The following is a 14,629-nucleotide window of genomic DNA, read 5'->3' as shown; positions in this document are numbered from 1 at the left end:
TTACCGGCTTGGTTGAGGTGATATGACTACGCGTCCAGGCCTTTGAGGAGGACTTCGGCGACGGTTTGGTTCATGTCCTGGCCGCGCTCGGTGGCGAGGGCGTGCAGGCGTTTGACCAGTTCGTCGTTCAGTTTGACGGCGAATGGCACCAGGCCCAGCGCCTGGTCGCGCTTGCGTTGTTCGCGTTTGTCGATCACGGCATTGTTGGCGTTGCCGAAGGCGGCGCCTGGTGCGCCCATCTTGCCCATCAATTTCTTGGCGTCGGCCTTGGCCAAATCTGTTTTTTTCATGCTGAGATCCTCTTTAAAGAAGCCATTTTACTGTATCCAGCACCGGCAAAAATTAGTAATATTTCCACGTTGATCGCCATAGGATAGCCAGCAAGATGAGCGTACGGATTGAGGAGTCGTGGAAGCAGCAGCTTCAACAGGAGTTCGAGCAGCCCTACTGGGAATCCTTGACGTCCTTTGTGCGTGCCGAATACGCCGCCGGGCAGTGCTGCCCCGCCGGCAAGAACATCTTCCGCGCGTTCGACCTTACGCCGTTCAACGACGTCAAAGTGGTGATCCTCGGCCAGGACCCCTACCACACGCCCGGCGCCGCCATGGGCTTTTGCTTCTCGGTCCCGGAAGGCAATCGTCCCCAGCCGAGTCTGCAAAACATCTTCCAGGAACTCCAAGGCGACTTGGGCGTTGATCGCCGCCAGACCGATTTGTCGGACTGGGCGCAGCAAGGCGTGTTCTTGCTGAACAGCGTGCTGACCGTGCGTGCGCGCGAAGCCGGCTCGCACGCCAACAAGGGCTGGGAAACTTTCACCGACAGCGCCATCCGCGCCCTCTCGCTACAACGTGAAAACATCGTCTTCATTTTGTGGGGCAGTTACGCCATCGCCAAGCGCGCGCTGATCGACAGCCGCAAGCATCTGGTGATTACGTCGCCGCATCCGTCGCCGTTCTCCGCGCACAAAGGCTTCTTTGGCAGCAAGCCGTTTTCACGCGCCAACGATTACCTGAGCGCCAACGGTCACAGCCCTATCCACTGGGCTTCAACGTCAAACGCGCGTTCGATAAACCACACCACCGCCACCAGCGCAATCAGGGCCGAGCCGGCCGTCAGCAGCCGGCGATAGAACCACGTATGGCGCAGCACATACGCCAGCGGCAGAAACGCTGCGACGATGCATAGCTGCCCGATTTCCACGCCGAGGTTGAAGCCGAGCAAGCTGCTCAGCAGCGCGCCTTGCGGCAGGCCGAGATCGATCAGCACGCTGGCAAAACCAAAGCCGTGGATCAGGCCGAAGCCGAACGCCGCCCACGGCCGCCGGCCGCGAAACAGCGGGTAGATGTTGTTCATCGCCGCCAGCACCACCGACGCTGCAATCGCCGATTCCACCAGCCGCGACGGCAGCGACACCAAGGACAGACTTGCCAGGCTCAACGTGAGCGAGTGCGCCAGCGTGAATGCGGTCACGACTTTCAGCACATCGATAAAGGCGCCGCGCAGATTGTCGGCCGGCGCCGCCAGCAGCACGGCAGGCAGCAGCAGCGACAGCAGGAACAGGATGTGGTCGTAGCCGATCCAGATATGCCACACGCCATCCTTCACGTAGGCGGCGAACTGTTCCAGCTTGTCCGGCGTTGCCAGCGACAGGCGCTGCTGCGCATGGGCTGGATCGAAGATCGCGGTGGACGTCACGCCATCGTGCGTCAAGCGCAGCAAGCCTTTGTGCTGCGGGTCGAGATCGGCAAACAGCCGGTAGCCGATGTCCAGCATCGTCACCGGCGCGGCACAGGCGGCCTCGAATCGCAGCACGGTGTAGGCGCCATCGGTGTGGTGATCGATCAACTGCGCGCCGGGCGTGATGCGGCAGGCCGCGCCATCGGCGGCGATGCGCAAGTGCTCCAGGGCGTACGCCGCAATGGCGGCATGACGCGCACGCACCTCGTCCCACGTCAGCTGGCCGTCGCCGTCCTGATCGAGGCCGATGGCGTAGTCCAGGTCGCGCAGCGCGATATCCCATTGTCCGGTGATGCGCTGGTCCTGCACGTCGAGCGAGAGATAGCTGTCGCTGGGCTTGTGCGCTTGCGCGGGCAATGCGGCGCAGCACAGCAGCAAAACAAACAGTAGCCGTTGCATCATATACCCGCCTTTAATTGACGGATCAGGCGCGCGGCCACCACATCTTCCGTCCCATGCGCGGTGATCCATTCGGTGACCGGTTTGGCGGCGCCGGCATCGCGCGCCTGCAAGGCCGCTTGCAGGTAGATGCGGATATCGGCCGTTTCCTTTTGCACCGCCCAGTTTTTGCGCGCCAGTGCGAGCGCGGCGGCGGTGTCGCCACGCAGCAGCAGTTCGAAGCGCGCCTGTTCGCGCTGGTGCACGGTGTCGCCGCGTTGGGCGGCGGCGTCGAAGCGGGCCGCCAGCTCCTTCACGTCGGCCTGCATGGCGCTGCGCTGGCCCAGCTGCTGCAAGGCCAGCGCGCGGCGCAGCAGCAGCGCATCGATGCGGTCCTGGCCGCGCAACAGTGTCAGCACATCGGCGCTGCGTCCTTGTTCCAGCAGGAGGTCGGCGTAAGCGCCTTGCAGATAGCTGTCGCGTGGATCGAGCGCCAGCGCCTGAAGGAAGCGCGCCTCGGCCGCCTTGCCATCCCCGCGTCGCTGCGCCATTTCGGCCAGCAGCGTGAGCGCCCATACTTTCAGCTCGGCCGGTGCGTCGGCGTTGCGTGTCAGCGTCAGGTCCAGCAGTTGCTCGCTGCGTTCGGCCTTGCCCGTCATCGCGCCGACGTTGGCGATGCAGCTAATCGTCACCAGCTCGACCGACAAGCCGGACACGCGCGCGCAACTGGCGGTGGCGGCGGTGTAGTCGCCCTGCACGCTTTGCACGGTGGCCTGCGTCAGCCACGCTTGCCCGTTGCGCGGATCGGCGGCCAGCACCGCTTTCAGGTCGGCCAGGGCCGGCGCGAAATGGTGCGTGCTTTGCAGCAGCGTGGCGCGCAGCAGGCGCACCTCCGCCGGCGGCGCGGCCTGCGTCCACCATGGCGCCAGCGCCGCCTGGGCGTAGCCGAGGTAGCGCGGATCGGTTTCGCTGCGGCCCAGCGCGATGAAGCGGCGCGCGGCGGTGGTCGCCAGCGCCACGTCGTTTGGCGTGGCTTGCAGCTGGCTGCGCAAGCGGCGCAATTCCTGCTGCAGCGGGTCGCCACGGCGCGGCACGGTTTCCACCACTTGCGCGCCGCTGGCCGGAATATAGGGTGCCGCCTGCGCCAGGGCAGCGGTGCAACATGCCAGCGCGAAAATCAATTTATGCATGATGTATTCGAAAAGAAAAAGCGGGCGTGTCAACGATCGACGCCCGCTGTTGCTTACTTCAAAATCACCGGCTCGGTGTCTTCCGGCGCGGTGGCTACCACGGTGTCGGTGGCTTGCGGTTCGGTGGTGGTTTCGTTGCCGTCGCCAATGAATGCCAGCACGGCGGTGACGAAGCTGTCGACCATGGACACCGGCGGCGTCACCGGCGGCGGCGTGGTCGGCGTATCGTCATGATGGCTGCTGCCGCACGCACTCAAGAACAGCAGGATGAGGATGCCCAGGTATCTCATGGCGCCCCCCGCATGGCTTGGGCCGTCGAGGCGCTTTGCGGCGAACCGGCGATCGGCGTTTTCAGGTATGGGAAGCTGGCGGTGAAGTAGCTGTCGTCGAGGTAGGCGCCGTCGGTGAAGTGCAGGCCGCCGGCGGGAGCGTCGGCAGGCGCGCAGCCCAGGTTCAGCGTGCACAGATTGCCCATCACCACGCGCAACGCGATGTCGACCACGTCGTCGCCAGGGCGGCGGCCGTTAGGGAAGCCGGCATTGTCGCCGCCGATCACACCGAGGCGGTTCTGTTTGCCCATGGCCGCTGCCGGCGTGGTGGTATTCAGGCGCAGCATTTCCGAAGCGGTGACCGTGGCGGGCTGGTTCAGGCCTTTCACGCCGGTCAAGAAGGTCGCCACCAGGTCGTTGCGCGGGAAGTTGGTCGGCGCCTTGGCGCCGGCGCTGCCGTACAGGATTTCAATCAACGCAGGCAGCGTTGGATTGGTGACGTAGGTGGCGAATTGCGCGTCGCCGCTAGGCTTGCTGGCGTTGAAGGTGTCCTTGTCCTTCAGGCCGATCACCACTTCGTTCACCAGCGGCATGCCCAGGCGCGATACCTGGGTCCAGGCGCCGCCCTCTTTCGATGGCGTGCTGGTGTTCGGCGTTGGATTCAGCAGACGGCCCTGGCGCACGCTGGCGGTGGTCCAGCCGCCGATCACCGGGTCTGTGCCGGTACTGGCGGTCAGGCACGAGGCGGCCACTTCCAGCTCGATGGCGGTGACGTTCTTGTCGGCCAGATCATCGCGTGCGGCCTTCTCGGCATTGGCGGCAAACTCGGTGGCCGGTGCTTTGATGTTCACGAGGTCAAACGTCTCGCCGAGGTTGACGGCGAACGGATCCTTGCGCTGGCCAACGAACACGCGCGCCGGCGTGCTGCAGCCGGGGATATTGACGTTGTAGACGTGCGCGGCCGCGTAGCTGGCGTAGTTCGGTATCGACTTGTTGCCGATATTGTCGAGTGGCTTGTCGAAGGTGGTGGAGCCGTCGCCGGCGTTGGTGACCGCCGCCTTGGTGCCGGTGCGGCGGTCGCCGCGCACCACGTTAATGGTGTAGGTCTCGCGCACGTTGGCGCCGGCCGCGTTGGGCGCTGCGATGGCGCCGCCGTTGATGACCAGCGGAATCGAAACTTGCTTGCCGCCCACGGTGAGCTTGGTGTCTTTGTTGGTGTTATTGAAGCGGAACTGGAACGTCAGGTCTTCCTTGGCATCGCCGTTGTTGTCGATGTGGATCTCGTACAGCGCGTTCGGGTCCATGGCGAAGTAGTTGGGGCCGCCATAGGCGTCCTGCAGCGGTATATAGTCGGCGATCAGGGTAACGAAGTTGGCGCGGCCGCTTTCGTAGCTGCGGAACATATAGAAGTCGGTGCCATCGACCTTGGGGCTTTGCGTAATGAATGGTGCTTCGCGATGGCTGGACGCCAGCGCCGCCGGCAAATAGATGCCGGCCAGCGCGCCTGCAACGGCAAGGCGTACTGCGTGATTGATCATGGTTTGCATCTCGCTTCCTCCGAATGAGTTGACCTTCTGTGGGTACTGCAGGCTGATATACGTGCTGCGTGGTGCGTCGGATTCAGATTCGATAAGATTAATTTTTAGAAATGAATTTAGAACTGATGACTAAGGGTCAGGCGCAGCGTGCGCGGCTCGACAGGATGAAAGTGCACATCGCTGACGCCCTCGGCCGGCTCGCCCGCCAGGCGCGAGCTGTAGTAGTAGTCAATGTCGCTGGCGCGACGGTTGAACAGGTTAAAACCGTCCAGCGTGAGCCGGGTGTTACGGCTGAGCTGGTAGCCGATGCGGCCATAGGCCAGCATGGTGGAGGCTGAGCGCACGCTATTGTCTTCGACCAGTGGACGCTGGCCGAAGTAGCGCAACTCAAGGCCGCCGAACCAGCGGCCGATGTCCTTGGCGGTGACGCCAAGCGATACCACTTTGACCAAGGCTTCCGGCACGTGGTTCCCCACCGGGTCATGCTGGCGATAGCGTGCGCGCGAGGCCGACAGGTCGAGGTCGAACAGCAGCCACGGCGCGGCGATGTAGTGGTTGTTCCATTCCACGCCGGTGCGGCGGCTGGCGCGGCTCGGTTCGGTCTGGCCGCTGTCGCCGGCGTATACCAGTTCCGAATCGATATCGAGTCCCCACAGCGCGAGCGAACTTTGCAGGCCGGGCAGCCATTCGCTGCGCACGCCCAGCTCGGCGCCGCGCGTGCCCACCAGCGGCGGCGCGGGATCGGGCCCGGTGACGCCGCGCGCGTCGTTGCTGTGGAAGCCGGCGCCGTAGTTGATGAAGTACTCGGTCTTTTGCCATGGGCCGAAGATTAGCGACAGCTTGGGCGAGAACTTGTGGGCGTTGGCGCGCTCGTCGTTGACCTTGAAGCGGTAGGCGTCATAGCGCAGGCCGGCGATGCTGCGGAAGGATGGCGTCCAGTAGCTGGTGTTTTCCGCATATAGGCCAAGGCTGGATTCGTCGATGCGGTCCTCGCGTACGGTGCTGAGGCGCTGACGCTCCCTGGTGGCGTACAGGCCGATGGGGGAGAGATGGTCGTAGCGCGCCTGCAGGCCGAGCTTGTTGCGCATCTCGATGCCGCCGACGTTGCTGATCCAGGCGCGGCTGACACTGCCGCCGCCCATGGTGCGGCGCTCGCTCTGCTGGAACTGGTCGCCGTTGACGGGATCGTTGAGCAGATAGGTGAAGTTGCTGTACAAGTCCAGGCTGGAGCGCAGCAGGTAGGCCGAGGCTTCGGTGATCTGTTCGTTGTCGCGTTGATGCATCTGCCACGCCAGGCTGGTGCGGCTCGCGCTGCCGCCATCGCTGGGATCGAGGCTGCCGAAGCGGTCCAGCTGGCCCGACTCCACCGCGCGCAGCGGCACCTGGTCGGTGGCGTTCCAGCGGTTGCGGTAGGCCATGGCGTTGATGCTGTAGCCGTCTTGGGCGTCGCCACGGCTGTAGCGCAGCGTGCCGCTGAACTTGCGCACCTGCTCCGGGACTTGCCACGGCCCGTCGTTGCGGCTGATTTCCAGCCCGTACAGCAGCGTGCCGCCAGCGGCGTCGAAAGAATCGGCCAGCACGCCGCGCTGATAGCCGTAGCCGCCCACGGTCAGGCTGGCGATGCCTTGCTTGAGCTGGTCCTGCAGACGCAAGTGCGCAGCGCCGGCCGAGGAAAAGTCGCCCTCATCGGCAAAGTAGGGGCCCTTCTTGTAGTCGATGCGCTGCACCAGCTCCGGGATCAGGAAGTTGAGGTCGGAATAGCCCTGGCCGTGGGCGTTGCTGCGCATGTTGACGGGCATGCCGTCGACCCAGGTGGCGAAGTCGGTGCCATGGTCGAGGTTGAAGCCGCGCAGGAAGTATTGGTTGGCCTTGCCGTCGCCGCTGTGCTGGGTGACGATCATGCCGGGCACGAACTCCAGCAGTTCTCCGGTGCGCAGCGCCGGGCGGTTGGCGATCAGGCTGGCGGTGACTGTGCCCTGGCTGGCCGCGTCGCTGCTGCCGACGGCGTTGTCGTAGTGTGCCAAAACCACCACGCTGGCCAGCGTTGCGTCGTTGCCTTCGGCAGTGGCCATGGCGGCGCCATGCAAAGCGCTGGTCAGCAGTGCGGCGATGGTGCAGGTGCTCTTCATAGTGTCTCCGGCCGGTCTTGTCGATTGCTTCAAGTTGTCAGCCATATACGGGCTGAAAGACGGAGCGGATTCAATTTCTTTTTGTGCGCGGACGGGAATGTGATAATTTGCTCACGCTTGAGGTTTTATTCCTTTTACTGATAAGGCATGCAGTGGCCGACACCAATACCCTCGATCCCCAGCAACTCCGCACCTGGCTGCAAGGCGCCGCCCGGCGTGACGCCACTGCCTTCCGTTCGCTTTATGATGCGACCTCAGCGAAACTGTTTGGCTTCGCGCTGCGTATATTAGGTAAGCGCGAACTGGCCGAAGAGGTGCTGCAAGAAAGTTTCGTCGCGATCTGGCACAACGCCGGCAGCTATCAAAGCCATTTGGCCGCACCGATGACGTGGATGACCACGGTGGTGCGCAACAAGGCTTACGATCTGCTCCGCCGCAGCGACAGTGCCGCCGAAATCGATAGCGACCAATTTGACGCCGACATCATGAACGCCTTGCACGACCCCGCTGCCACGCCCATCGAGGCGCTTGAACTGAGCCAGGACGCCAAGGCTCTGGCCCGCTGCATGTCCGCGCTGGAAGGCTTGCATCGCCAAGTATTGGGACTGGCGTTCTTCCACGACCTGTCGCATAGCGAAGTGGCGCAGCAGCTGGCGCTGCCGATCGGCACCGTCAAAACCTGGATACGCCGCAGCCTGGAGCGTTTGAAGACCTGCCTGGCGAAAGGCGACCGCCCATGAATATCCGCGACAACGCGCCCCTGCGCGACAAGCTGGCCGCCGAATATGTGCTCGGCACGCTGAAAGGCGGCGCCCGCCGCCGCTTCGAAGGCTATATGCACAACGACGCCGCGCTGCGCATGCTGACGGTCGAATGGCAGGACCGGCTGGTGCCGATGGCGGAATTCGCCTCCGCGCAGCAGCCGCGCAAGCAGGTGTGGGACAGCATCGAGCGCCGCCTGAATCTGCGGCCGGCGCGCGCCGGCTGGCTGGAATCGCTGAACTTCTGGCGTTCGCTGGGCGTGCTGTCGACCGCCGTGGCGGCCCTGCTGGTGGTGGTGATAGGCCTGCGTGTGCTCGATACGCCGCAACTCGATTACGTCGCCACGCTGACCGATGAAAAATCGCAGACCGCCCTGGTGCTGACCGGCGACGCCGGCCGCAAAGCGCTGACCGTGCGCCTGGTCGGCAACGCGCCGGTGGCCAGCGACAAGCAGCTGCAGCTGTGGGCGGTGCCGAAACAGGGCAATCCGCGTTCGCTGGGCTTGCTGGCCGACAAAGGCGAGGTCAAGCTGGCGCTGACCGGCAGCGCCGTGGGTGACGACGTGGCATTGCTGGCGGTATCGCTGGAACCGAAAGGCGGCTCGCCCAATCCGAATGGCCCGACCGGCCCTATACTCTACAAAGGCGTGTGGGTACGCGTAATGTAAGGGAAGAGTATGAATGCTGAAAAATTTAACGTCGATTACTTCAACACCTTCGGCAAGGGCACCTTGCCGGATCATCTGGGCATCGTCATCACCTCGGTGAAGGAAAACGAAATCGTCGCCGAGTTTGCCGTCACTGGCAATCACCTGGCGCCGAACGGTTTCCTGCATGCCGGCAGCGTGGTCACCCTGGCCGACACCGCTTGCGGCTACGCCTGCTTCTCGCACCTGCCCGAAGGCGCGCAGAATTTCACCACCATCGAACTGAAATCGAATCACCTCGGCACTGCGCGCGAGGGCACGGTGATGGCCACGGCCAGCGCCGTGCACTTGGGCCGCACCACCCAGGTTTGGGACGCCACCGTCATCAATAAAGATACTGGCAAAACAATAGCGTTGTTTCGTTGCACCCAAATGATTCTCTATCCCAAGTAAAATGAGGGCGATTTGATTTCCATCTGATAAATTGCACTCAAGCCCAGCCCCTGCTGAATTGTCTTTATCACGTTTTCCCTTCAAGGACTGATATGAAAAAATTCATCACGCGGGTTGGCTGCAGCCTGCTCTTTGCCTCGTCGCTGGCCATGGCGCAAACGCCCTACACCGACGACGCCACCTACCAGGGCCTGGGCGGCAAGGAAGGCATCAAGAAGATCGTCGACACCTTCGTCACGCTGGTGCTGGCCGATCCGCGCATCAAGGACAACTTTACCGACTTCGATATTCCGCAGATCAATGCGCGCCTGCAGGAGCAGTTCTGCGAGTTCGCCGGCGGCCCGTGCAAGTACACCGGCAAATACCGCGACAAGACCATGGACGGCGTCGGCACCGTGCGCGACATGAAGACCGTGCACCAGGACCTGAAGATCACCAACGCCATGTTCAACGCGCTGACCGAGGATTTGCAGATCGCGATGGAACAGCACAAGGTGCCAAGCAGCGTGGCGCTCAAGCTGGTCGCCAAGCTGGCGCCCATGCAGCGCGACATCGTCACCAAATAACGGGAGCAGAATAATGAAGAAGATCATTCCCGCTTTGATGGCGGTATTGGTAGGCGGCGCCGCGTCCGCACAATCGACGCCCGACATGGGCAAGCTGCTGGCCACCGGCGGCGTATCGCAGGTGGAAGGCGCGGGCGGCGGCGGCATCACGCCGTGGGCGCTGATCAGCGGCTACGGCACGCGCGACAGCTGGGGCGCCAATGCTCACTACACCTACATCAACACCCAGGACTACAAGCTGGGCAGCTACGGCGTGGCGATCGGCATTGCTGATCGCTTGGAACTGTCGTTCGCCAACCAGGAATTCAAGGGCAGCCTGGCGCCGCTCGACAAGCTCAACATCAAGCAGGACATCGTCGGCCTCAAGTACAAGGTGCTGGGCGACGCCGTCTATGAGCAGGATGTGTGGGTGCCGCAGGTGGCCATCGGCATCATGTACAAGAAAAACAAGGGCATACGCGGACTGGAAGCGCTGGGCGTCACCAACGTCAAGCAGCTCGGCGCCAAGAACGACAGCGGCTATGACTACTATGTCTCGGCCACCAAGATCTATCTGGAGCAAAGCTTGCTGCTGAACGCGACGCTGCGCGCCACCCGCGCCAACCAGATGGGCTTGCTGGGCTTCGGCGGCGACCGCAACGACAGCACGCGCTTGATGCCGGAGTTCTCGGCCGCCTACCTGATCAACCGCCAGTTGGCGCTGGGGGCCGAATATCGCCGCAAGCCGCACAACCTGGGCGTGGACGACGAGAAGGCGTATTACGACGCCTTCCTGGCCTGGTTCCCCACCAAGAATTTCTCGGTGACGGCGGCCTACGCCAACCTCGGCGACATCACCATCTTCAATCCGAAGACGCAGAAAGGGCTGTACCTGTCGGTACAGGCCGGCTTCTAGTAGGATTTGTAGGGCAGGAACTTGCCGCTCAGGACCACCTGAACGCGGTCGCCCTTGGGATCGGCTTCACGCTGGATATCCATCGAGAAGTCGATCGCGCTCATGATGCCGTCGCCGAATTCCTCGTGGATCAGTTCCTTGATGGTGGTGCCGTACACGCTGACGATTTCATACCAGCGGTAGATCAGCGGGTCGGTCGGCACGGCGGTCGGCAGCGAACCTTTGTAGGGCACGATCTGCAGCCAGGCGGCTTCCTCGTCAGTGAGGCCGAACAGTTCCTGCGCCTTATCGGCCTGCTCGCGGTTGAAGGTCATCTGGCCGAGCAGCGCGGCCGTCGTCCATTCCTTGCTCTGGCCAAATTGCTGGGCGAGGTCGGCCCAGCGCATCTTCTTGGCGACCTTGGTGGAGATGATTTTTTGCGTAACGAGCTGGCGATCCATGGCGGCTTCCTTGAGGTTGAGGAGAGCCATACACCATGCAAGCGCCGTGCCAGTCAGCTCTTGAGCGACGCTTCCAGCAGCTTGTGCAGTGCCGGGAAGTCCGGTGCGCCGAGGTAGCGCTTGAGGATTTTGCCATTCTTGCCGATGACGAAGGTGGTCGGCGTCATGGCGACGTCGCCGTAGGCCTTGGCGGCCGAGCCGTCCACGTCCAGCGCCACCTTGAACGGCAGCTGGCGCGTTTCGGCGTAGTTCATCACGTAGTTGGGCGGGTCGTAGCTCATCGCCACGGCGACGAATTCCAGGCCCTGCGCCTTGAACTTGTTGTAGGTGTCGACCATCTGCGGCATTTCGGCCACGCAGGTGGTGCATGAGGTGGCCCAGAAATTGACCATCACCACCTTGCCGCGCAGGTTTTCCGGCGCGATCTTCTCGCCCTTGATGCTGAGGAAGGTGACTTCCGGCGCCACCTCGCGCTTGGCCAGCGCGGTGTAGCCGCCGAAACCGATGGCGGCCAGCACCACGGCGGCGATCACCGGTTTGATCCAGGCGCGAGAGTCGCTCATTGGCTTTGTGCCGAGTTGGCAGGCTTGGCTTGATACGACTTCCACTCGTCTTCCGAGATGTATTCAAACACCTTGACGACCTTGGTCACGCCGCTGACGCCGCGCGCGATATCGGCGCCGATCTGGCCTTCGCGCTGGGTCACGCGACCCTGCAGGTAGACCACGCCGCGCTCGGTCACCACCTGGTAGGAGTTGGCCGAGATATCCTTGGCGTCGACCAGGCTGGCCTTCACCTTGGTGGTGATGATGGTGTCGCTGGAACGTGAGGTGTAGCTGGCCGGGCCGGCGATTTCGAGTTCGTTGATGACGTCGATCACGCCTTCCACGCTGCGGATTTCGCGTTCGATGGCGGCTTTCATGGCTTCGTCGCGCACCTCGCCGGTGACCAGGGCGCGGCGGTTGAAGCTGTTGATGTTGACGTGCGCGGCGTCGCCGCCCACATTGTTGACCTTGATCGCGCTCTTGACTTCAATCGCGCGGTCTTCCGTCTGCGCGCCGAAGGTGCGGCGGTCGGAAGCGGCCAGCGTACCGGAAATCGCACCGCCCGCGACCAGCGCGACGCAGCCCGACAAGGACGCCAGCATGGCGCCGCACAGCACGCTCATGGCCAGCGGACGTTGTACCTTTTTCCAGATAGCGCTGGAATTATTCATTCACATCTCCTCCGAACAGCGCGACGTCGATGCCGTCGCAAATGCAGTGTATGGTGACCAGATGGACTTCCTGGATGCGGGCGGTACGGTCGTGCGGTACACAGATATGGACGTCGGCGTCGGTCAGCATCTTGCCGATGGCGCCGCCGCCTTTGCCGGTCATGGCCACCACGCGCATTTCGCGCTCCAGCGCCGCTTCAATCGCCGCCATCACGTTGCCGGAGTTGCCCGAGGTCGAGAACGCCAGCAGGATGTCGCCGGCCTGGCCGAACGCCTGCACCTGCTTGGAGAAGATCTCACGGTAGCTGTAGTCGTTGGCCACGGCCGTCAGGATCGAGGTGTCGGTGGTCAGGGCAATCGCCGGCAGCGGGAAACGTTCGCGCTCGAAGCGGCCCACCAGCTCGGCCGCAAAGTGCTGCGAGTCGGCGGCCGAACCGCCATTGCCGCAGACCAGGATCTTGTTACCGTTGGACAGCGCCGAGAACATCATCTCGATCGCCTGCGCGATATGCGGGGCGAGGACGGTGGCGGATTGGATTTTGAGTTCGGCACTTTCGTGGAAGTGCGAGAGGATGCGTTGATTATTCATAGTGTGCTGATTATAGTGCAGTCGTCCGGCAGACCGGACAAGCGCTGTTAAAAATGCTTACATCTCCAGCACATTTTGCACCCAGGACAACTTTTCCCCATCGATGGCGACCAGGTCGAAGCGGCAGGGCGGTGGAATTTTGTGGCGTAAAAGATAATATTGTGCGGCGCGCAGCAGACGCTGCTGCTTGGCCGGGGTGACGCTGTAGACCGCGCCGCCGAACTTGCTGCTGGCGCGCTGGCGGACTTCCACGAACACCAGCGTCGGCCCTTCCAACAAAATCAGGTCGATTTCTCCCGCCTTGCACAGGAAATTGCGCTCCCGCAGCGTCAGGCCCTGGGCTTCGAGGTGGGCCAGCGCCCGGTCCTCGCCCAGCCGGCCGAGCCGCTGCTGTAGGGTGCGCGGCATGGCGTCCTCATGGATGCAGTACCGGCTGTGCCGCGCCGTTTTTGTAGATGGCCGATTGCTCGACCCGCTCGAAGCTGGCCGGGCCACGGCCGAAATCGATGGTCAGTTTGCCGGTGACGCCGTCCAGGTGGAAGCGGCCGGCCGGATGGCGGCCGATTTCGCGGGCGATGCGGAAAGCGTCGATGCCGAGCGCGTACAGGCGGGCCATGTCGGCGCTGCCGGGGCCGCTGTGCATGTCCTGCGGGTAGACCATCACCGCAGGATGGTCGCGCTGCACTTGCCACGGCAGGTCCAGCAGGCGCACGCCGTCCAGGTCCTGGGTCGGGAAGGTGCTGCTGCGGCCGGGATTCAGGGCCGAGGTGCCGTAGATCGGCAGGACGCCGAATTGCTCGGTGGGGGCGGCCGGCGGCGGCGGCAGCGCGTCGGCGGTGCTGAAGGTCGGGTTGTCCGGTTCGGTGCTCATGGTGCTGGCCAGGGCCATGCGCAGCTGGCGGGTCTGGTCCGGCCCCATGGCCGAGAACAGCAGCGCGGGCCGCTGCTGGCGCAGGCTGGCGCGTAGCTGCACCAGTTCCGGATCGCTGAGGTAGCCGTCCGGCGCGTTCAATTCAACCGTGCGCAGCTGGCGGCCCTGCTTCTGCCACTGGGCGGCAAAGGCCGAGGCCACGCGGCGCTGCCAGGCGGAACCGGTGACCAGCACCAGCGCGGCGCCGTCCGGCTGCTCGGCGGCGGCCCACACGGCGGCCTGGCGTGCCTCTTCTTCGATCGACAGGCCGATCGCCAGCAGGTTCGGCGGCAGCGGCATGGCGCCCGGCTGGCCGTGGCCTTCCGGATAATTCAGGGCGATGGTGGGCTTGCTGACCAGCGCGCTGCCGGCGACGGTGGCCACCGCCGTGCGCGACAGCGGGCCGACCACGATATCTTGGTCTTGCAGGGCGCGGGCGTAGACGGCCAGGATATCCTGCGGCACATCGCCGGTTTCCAGCACGGTGACGGTGATGTTTTCGCGGTCGCGTTCCCAGCCGGCCATGAAGCCAGCGCGCACGGCATCGGCGGCCGTGCCCAGGGTTTCCGAGCGCAGCGGCAGCAGCAGGCCGATGCGGATCGGCGCGGTCGATGGCGCGCCGGCCTCCCCGGCCGCGCGGGTAACGGCCGGCGGCTCGGCGCTCGGCGCCAGCTGGCTGCGGTCTTCGGGGACTGCGCCGGGCAGGGTGATGGCGAACACTTCGGCCGCCGGTTGCGGCGGTTCAGGCGGAGGCTTGGGCAGGGGCGGCGGCAACGGCCGGGCCACCACCGGCGGCGGCGGACTTGTTTTTGCCGGCTGGGGCGAGCACAATCCCCCCGGCGCGTCGCAAAACGGCGTGCTGCATGCACTCAGCACTGCGGCAGCCATGCACAGCAGCGTCAACCTCACAC

Annotated in this window: 18 protein-coding genes; 6 read left to right on the top strand and 12 right to left on the bottom strand. The window is 63.9% G+C overall.

The window, feature by feature from the left end; translation table 11 throughout:
- Nucleotides 1-26: 26 nt before the first annotated feature.
- Entirely contained in the window at nucleotides 27-290 is a 264-nt protein-coding gene (locus ACXZ1M_RS13140) for a hypothetical protein (protein WP_459053583.1), read from the bottom strand.
- A gap of 95 nt (nucleotides 291-385) precedes the next feature.
- Here ACXZ1M_RS13140 and ACXZ1M_RS13135 point away from each other — a divergent pair, with 95 nt between their 5' ends.
- Entirely contained in the window at nucleotides 386-1,129 is a 744-nt protein-coding gene (locus tag ACXZ1M_RS13135; RefSeq protein ID WP_459053582.1) for a uracil-DNA glycosylase, read from the top strand.
- Here the strand turns inward: ACXZ1M_RS13135 and ACXZ1M_RS13130 are convergent.
- The 5 genes from ACXZ1M_RS13130 to ACXZ1M_RS13110 form a co-directional block, all read right to left on the bottom strand.
- On the bottom strand, nucleotides 1,024-2,139 hold the full coding sequence (locus tag ACXZ1M_RS13130) for a HupE/UreJ family protein (RefSeq protein WP_459053581.1): 1,116 nt from the start codon (nucleotides 2,137-2,139) through the stop codon (nucleotides 1,024-1,026). The two genes, ACXZ1M_RS13135 and ACXZ1M_RS13130, sit on opposite strands and share 106 nt — an antisense overlap.
- On the bottom strand, nucleotides 2,136-3,305 hold the full coding sequence (locus tag ACXZ1M_RS13125; protein ID WP_459053580.1) for a tetratricopeptide repeat protein: 1,170 nt from the start codon (nucleotides 3,303-3,305) through the stop codon (nucleotides 2,136-2,138). Before ACXZ1M_RS13125 ends, ACXZ1M_RS13130 begins: the two co-directional genes overlap by 4 nt.
- A gap of 53 nt (nucleotides 3,306-3,358) precedes the next feature.
- Entirely contained in the window at nucleotides 3,359-3,595 is a 237-nt protein-coding gene (locus ACXZ1M_RS13120) for a hypothetical protein (RefSeq protein WP_459053579.1), read from the bottom strand.
- Nucleotides 3,592-5,121, bottom strand: coding sequence for a DUF4331 domain-containing protein (locus ACXZ1M_RS13115; protein WP_459053578.1), 1,530 nt, complete (start codon nucleotides 5,119-5,121; stop codon nucleotides 3,592-3,594). Before ACXZ1M_RS13115 ends, ACXZ1M_RS13120 begins: the two co-directional genes overlap by 4 nt.
- 107 nt (nucleotides 5,122-5,228) lie before the next feature.
- The gene (locus ACXZ1M_RS13110) at nucleotides 5,229-7,241 is read right to left on the bottom strand and encodes a TonB-dependent receptor (RefSeq protein ID WP_459053577.1); all 2,013 of its coding nucleotides are present in this window, start codon (nucleotides 7,239-7,241) and stop codon (nucleotides 5,229-5,231) included.
- A 152-nt stretch (nucleotides 7,242-7,393) separates the two neighbouring features.
- On the opposite strand from ACXZ1M_RS13110, the gene ACXZ1M_RS13105 reads away from it, so the two are divergent.
- The 5 genes from ACXZ1M_RS13105 (at nucleotide 7,394) to ACXZ1M_RS13085 (ending at nucleotide 10,563) form a co-directional block, all read left to right on the top strand.
- Nucleotides 7,394-7,981: an RNA polymerase sigma factor gene (locus ACXZ1M_RS13105; RefSeq protein ID WP_459053576.1), complete on the top strand. Its 588-nt coding sequence runs from the start codon at nucleotides 7,394-7,396 to the stop codon at nucleotides 7,979-7,981.
- Nucleotides 7,978-8,670: an anti-sigma factor gene (locus ACXZ1M_RS13100; RefSeq protein ID WP_459053575.1), complete on the top strand. Its 693-nt coding sequence runs from the start codon at nucleotides 7,978-7,980 to the stop codon at nucleotides 8,668-8,670. The genes ACXZ1M_RS13105 and ACXZ1M_RS13100 overlap by 4 nt, the downstream gene beginning before the upstream one ends.
- A 9-nt stretch (nucleotides 8,671-8,679) precedes the next feature.
- Nucleotides 8,680-9,102 (top strand): PaaI family thioesterase, encoded by a 423-nt coding sequence (locus ACXZ1M_RS13095; RefSeq protein ID WP_459053574.1) that lies wholly within the window; start codon nucleotides 8,680-8,682, stop codon nucleotides 9,100-9,102.
- 92 nt (nucleotides 9,103-9,194) lie between these two features.
- Nucleotides 9,195-9,668 carry a group I truncated hemoglobin gene (locus ACXZ1M_RS13090; protein ID WP_459053573.1) on the top strand — a complete coding sequence of 158 codons (474 nt, stop codon included), beginning with the start codon at nucleotides 9,195-9,197 and terminating at the stop codon, nucleotides 9,666-9,668.
- Nucleotides 9,669-9,681: 13 nt separating this feature from the next.
- Nucleotides 9,682-10,563 (top strand): DUF3034 family protein, encoded by an 882-nt coding sequence (locus ACXZ1M_RS13085; protein ID WP_459053572.1) that lies wholly within the window; start codon nucleotides 9,682-9,684, stop codon nucleotides 10,561-10,563.
- On the opposite strand, the gene cynS is transcribed toward ACXZ1M_RS13085, so the two are convergent.
- From cynS to ACXZ1M_RS13055, 6 genes are read right to left on the bottom strand one after another with little or no spacing between them, the layout of a single operon-like run.
- Nucleotides 10,560-11,003, bottom strand: coding sequence for a cyanase (gene cynS / locus ACXZ1M_RS13080; protein ID WP_459054011.1), 444 nt, complete (start codon nucleotides 11,001-11,003; stop codon nucleotides 10,560-10,562). The two genes, ACXZ1M_RS13085 and cynS, sit on opposite strands and share 4 nt — an antisense overlap.
- Nucleotides 11,004-11,056: 53 nt before the next feature.
- Nucleotides 11,057-11,566 (bottom strand): peroxiredoxin family protein, encoded by a 510-nt coding sequence (locus ACXZ1M_RS13075; RefSeq protein ID WP_459053571.1) that lies wholly within the window; start codon nucleotides 11,564-11,566, stop codon nucleotides 11,057-11,059.
- Nucleotides 11,563-12,219 carry a BON domain-containing protein gene (locus tag ACXZ1M_RS13070; RefSeq protein ID WP_459053570.1) on the bottom strand — a complete coding sequence of 219 codons (657 nt, stop codon included), beginning with the start codon at nucleotides 12,217-12,219 and terminating at the stop codon, nucleotides 11,563-11,565. Before ACXZ1M_RS13070 ends, ACXZ1M_RS13075 begins: the two co-directional genes overlap by 4 nt.
- Complete coding sequence (locus tag ACXZ1M_RS13065) at nucleotides 12,212-12,808, bottom strand: phosphoheptose isomerase (protein WP_373989698.1); 597 nt, start codon at nucleotides 12,806-12,808, stop codon at nucleotides 12,212-12,214. The genes ACXZ1M_RS13070 and ACXZ1M_RS13065 overlap by 8 nt, the downstream gene beginning before the upstream one ends.
- A 57-nt stretch (nucleotides 12,809-12,865) precedes the next feature.
- Nucleotides 12,866-13,216: a YraN family protein gene (locus ACXZ1M_RS13060; RefSeq protein ID WP_459053569.1), complete on the bottom strand. Its 351-nt coding sequence runs from the start codon at nucleotides 13,214-13,216 to the stop codon at nucleotides 12,866-12,868.
- Between the two features lie 7 nt (nucleotides 13,217-13,223).
- Complete coding sequence (locus ACXZ1M_RS13055) at nucleotides 13,224-14,438, bottom strand: penicillin-binding protein activator (RefSeq protein ID WP_459053568.1); 1,215 nt, start codon at nucleotides 14,436-14,438, stop codon at nucleotides 13,224-13,226.
- Between the last annotated feature and the right edge of the window lie 191 nt (nucleotides 14,439-14,629).

The organism is Duganella paludis (assembly GCF_054461335.1).
The sequence above is the reverse complement of the archived record's forward strand: the minus strand, read 5'-3'. Positions and strand labels throughout refer to the sequence as shown.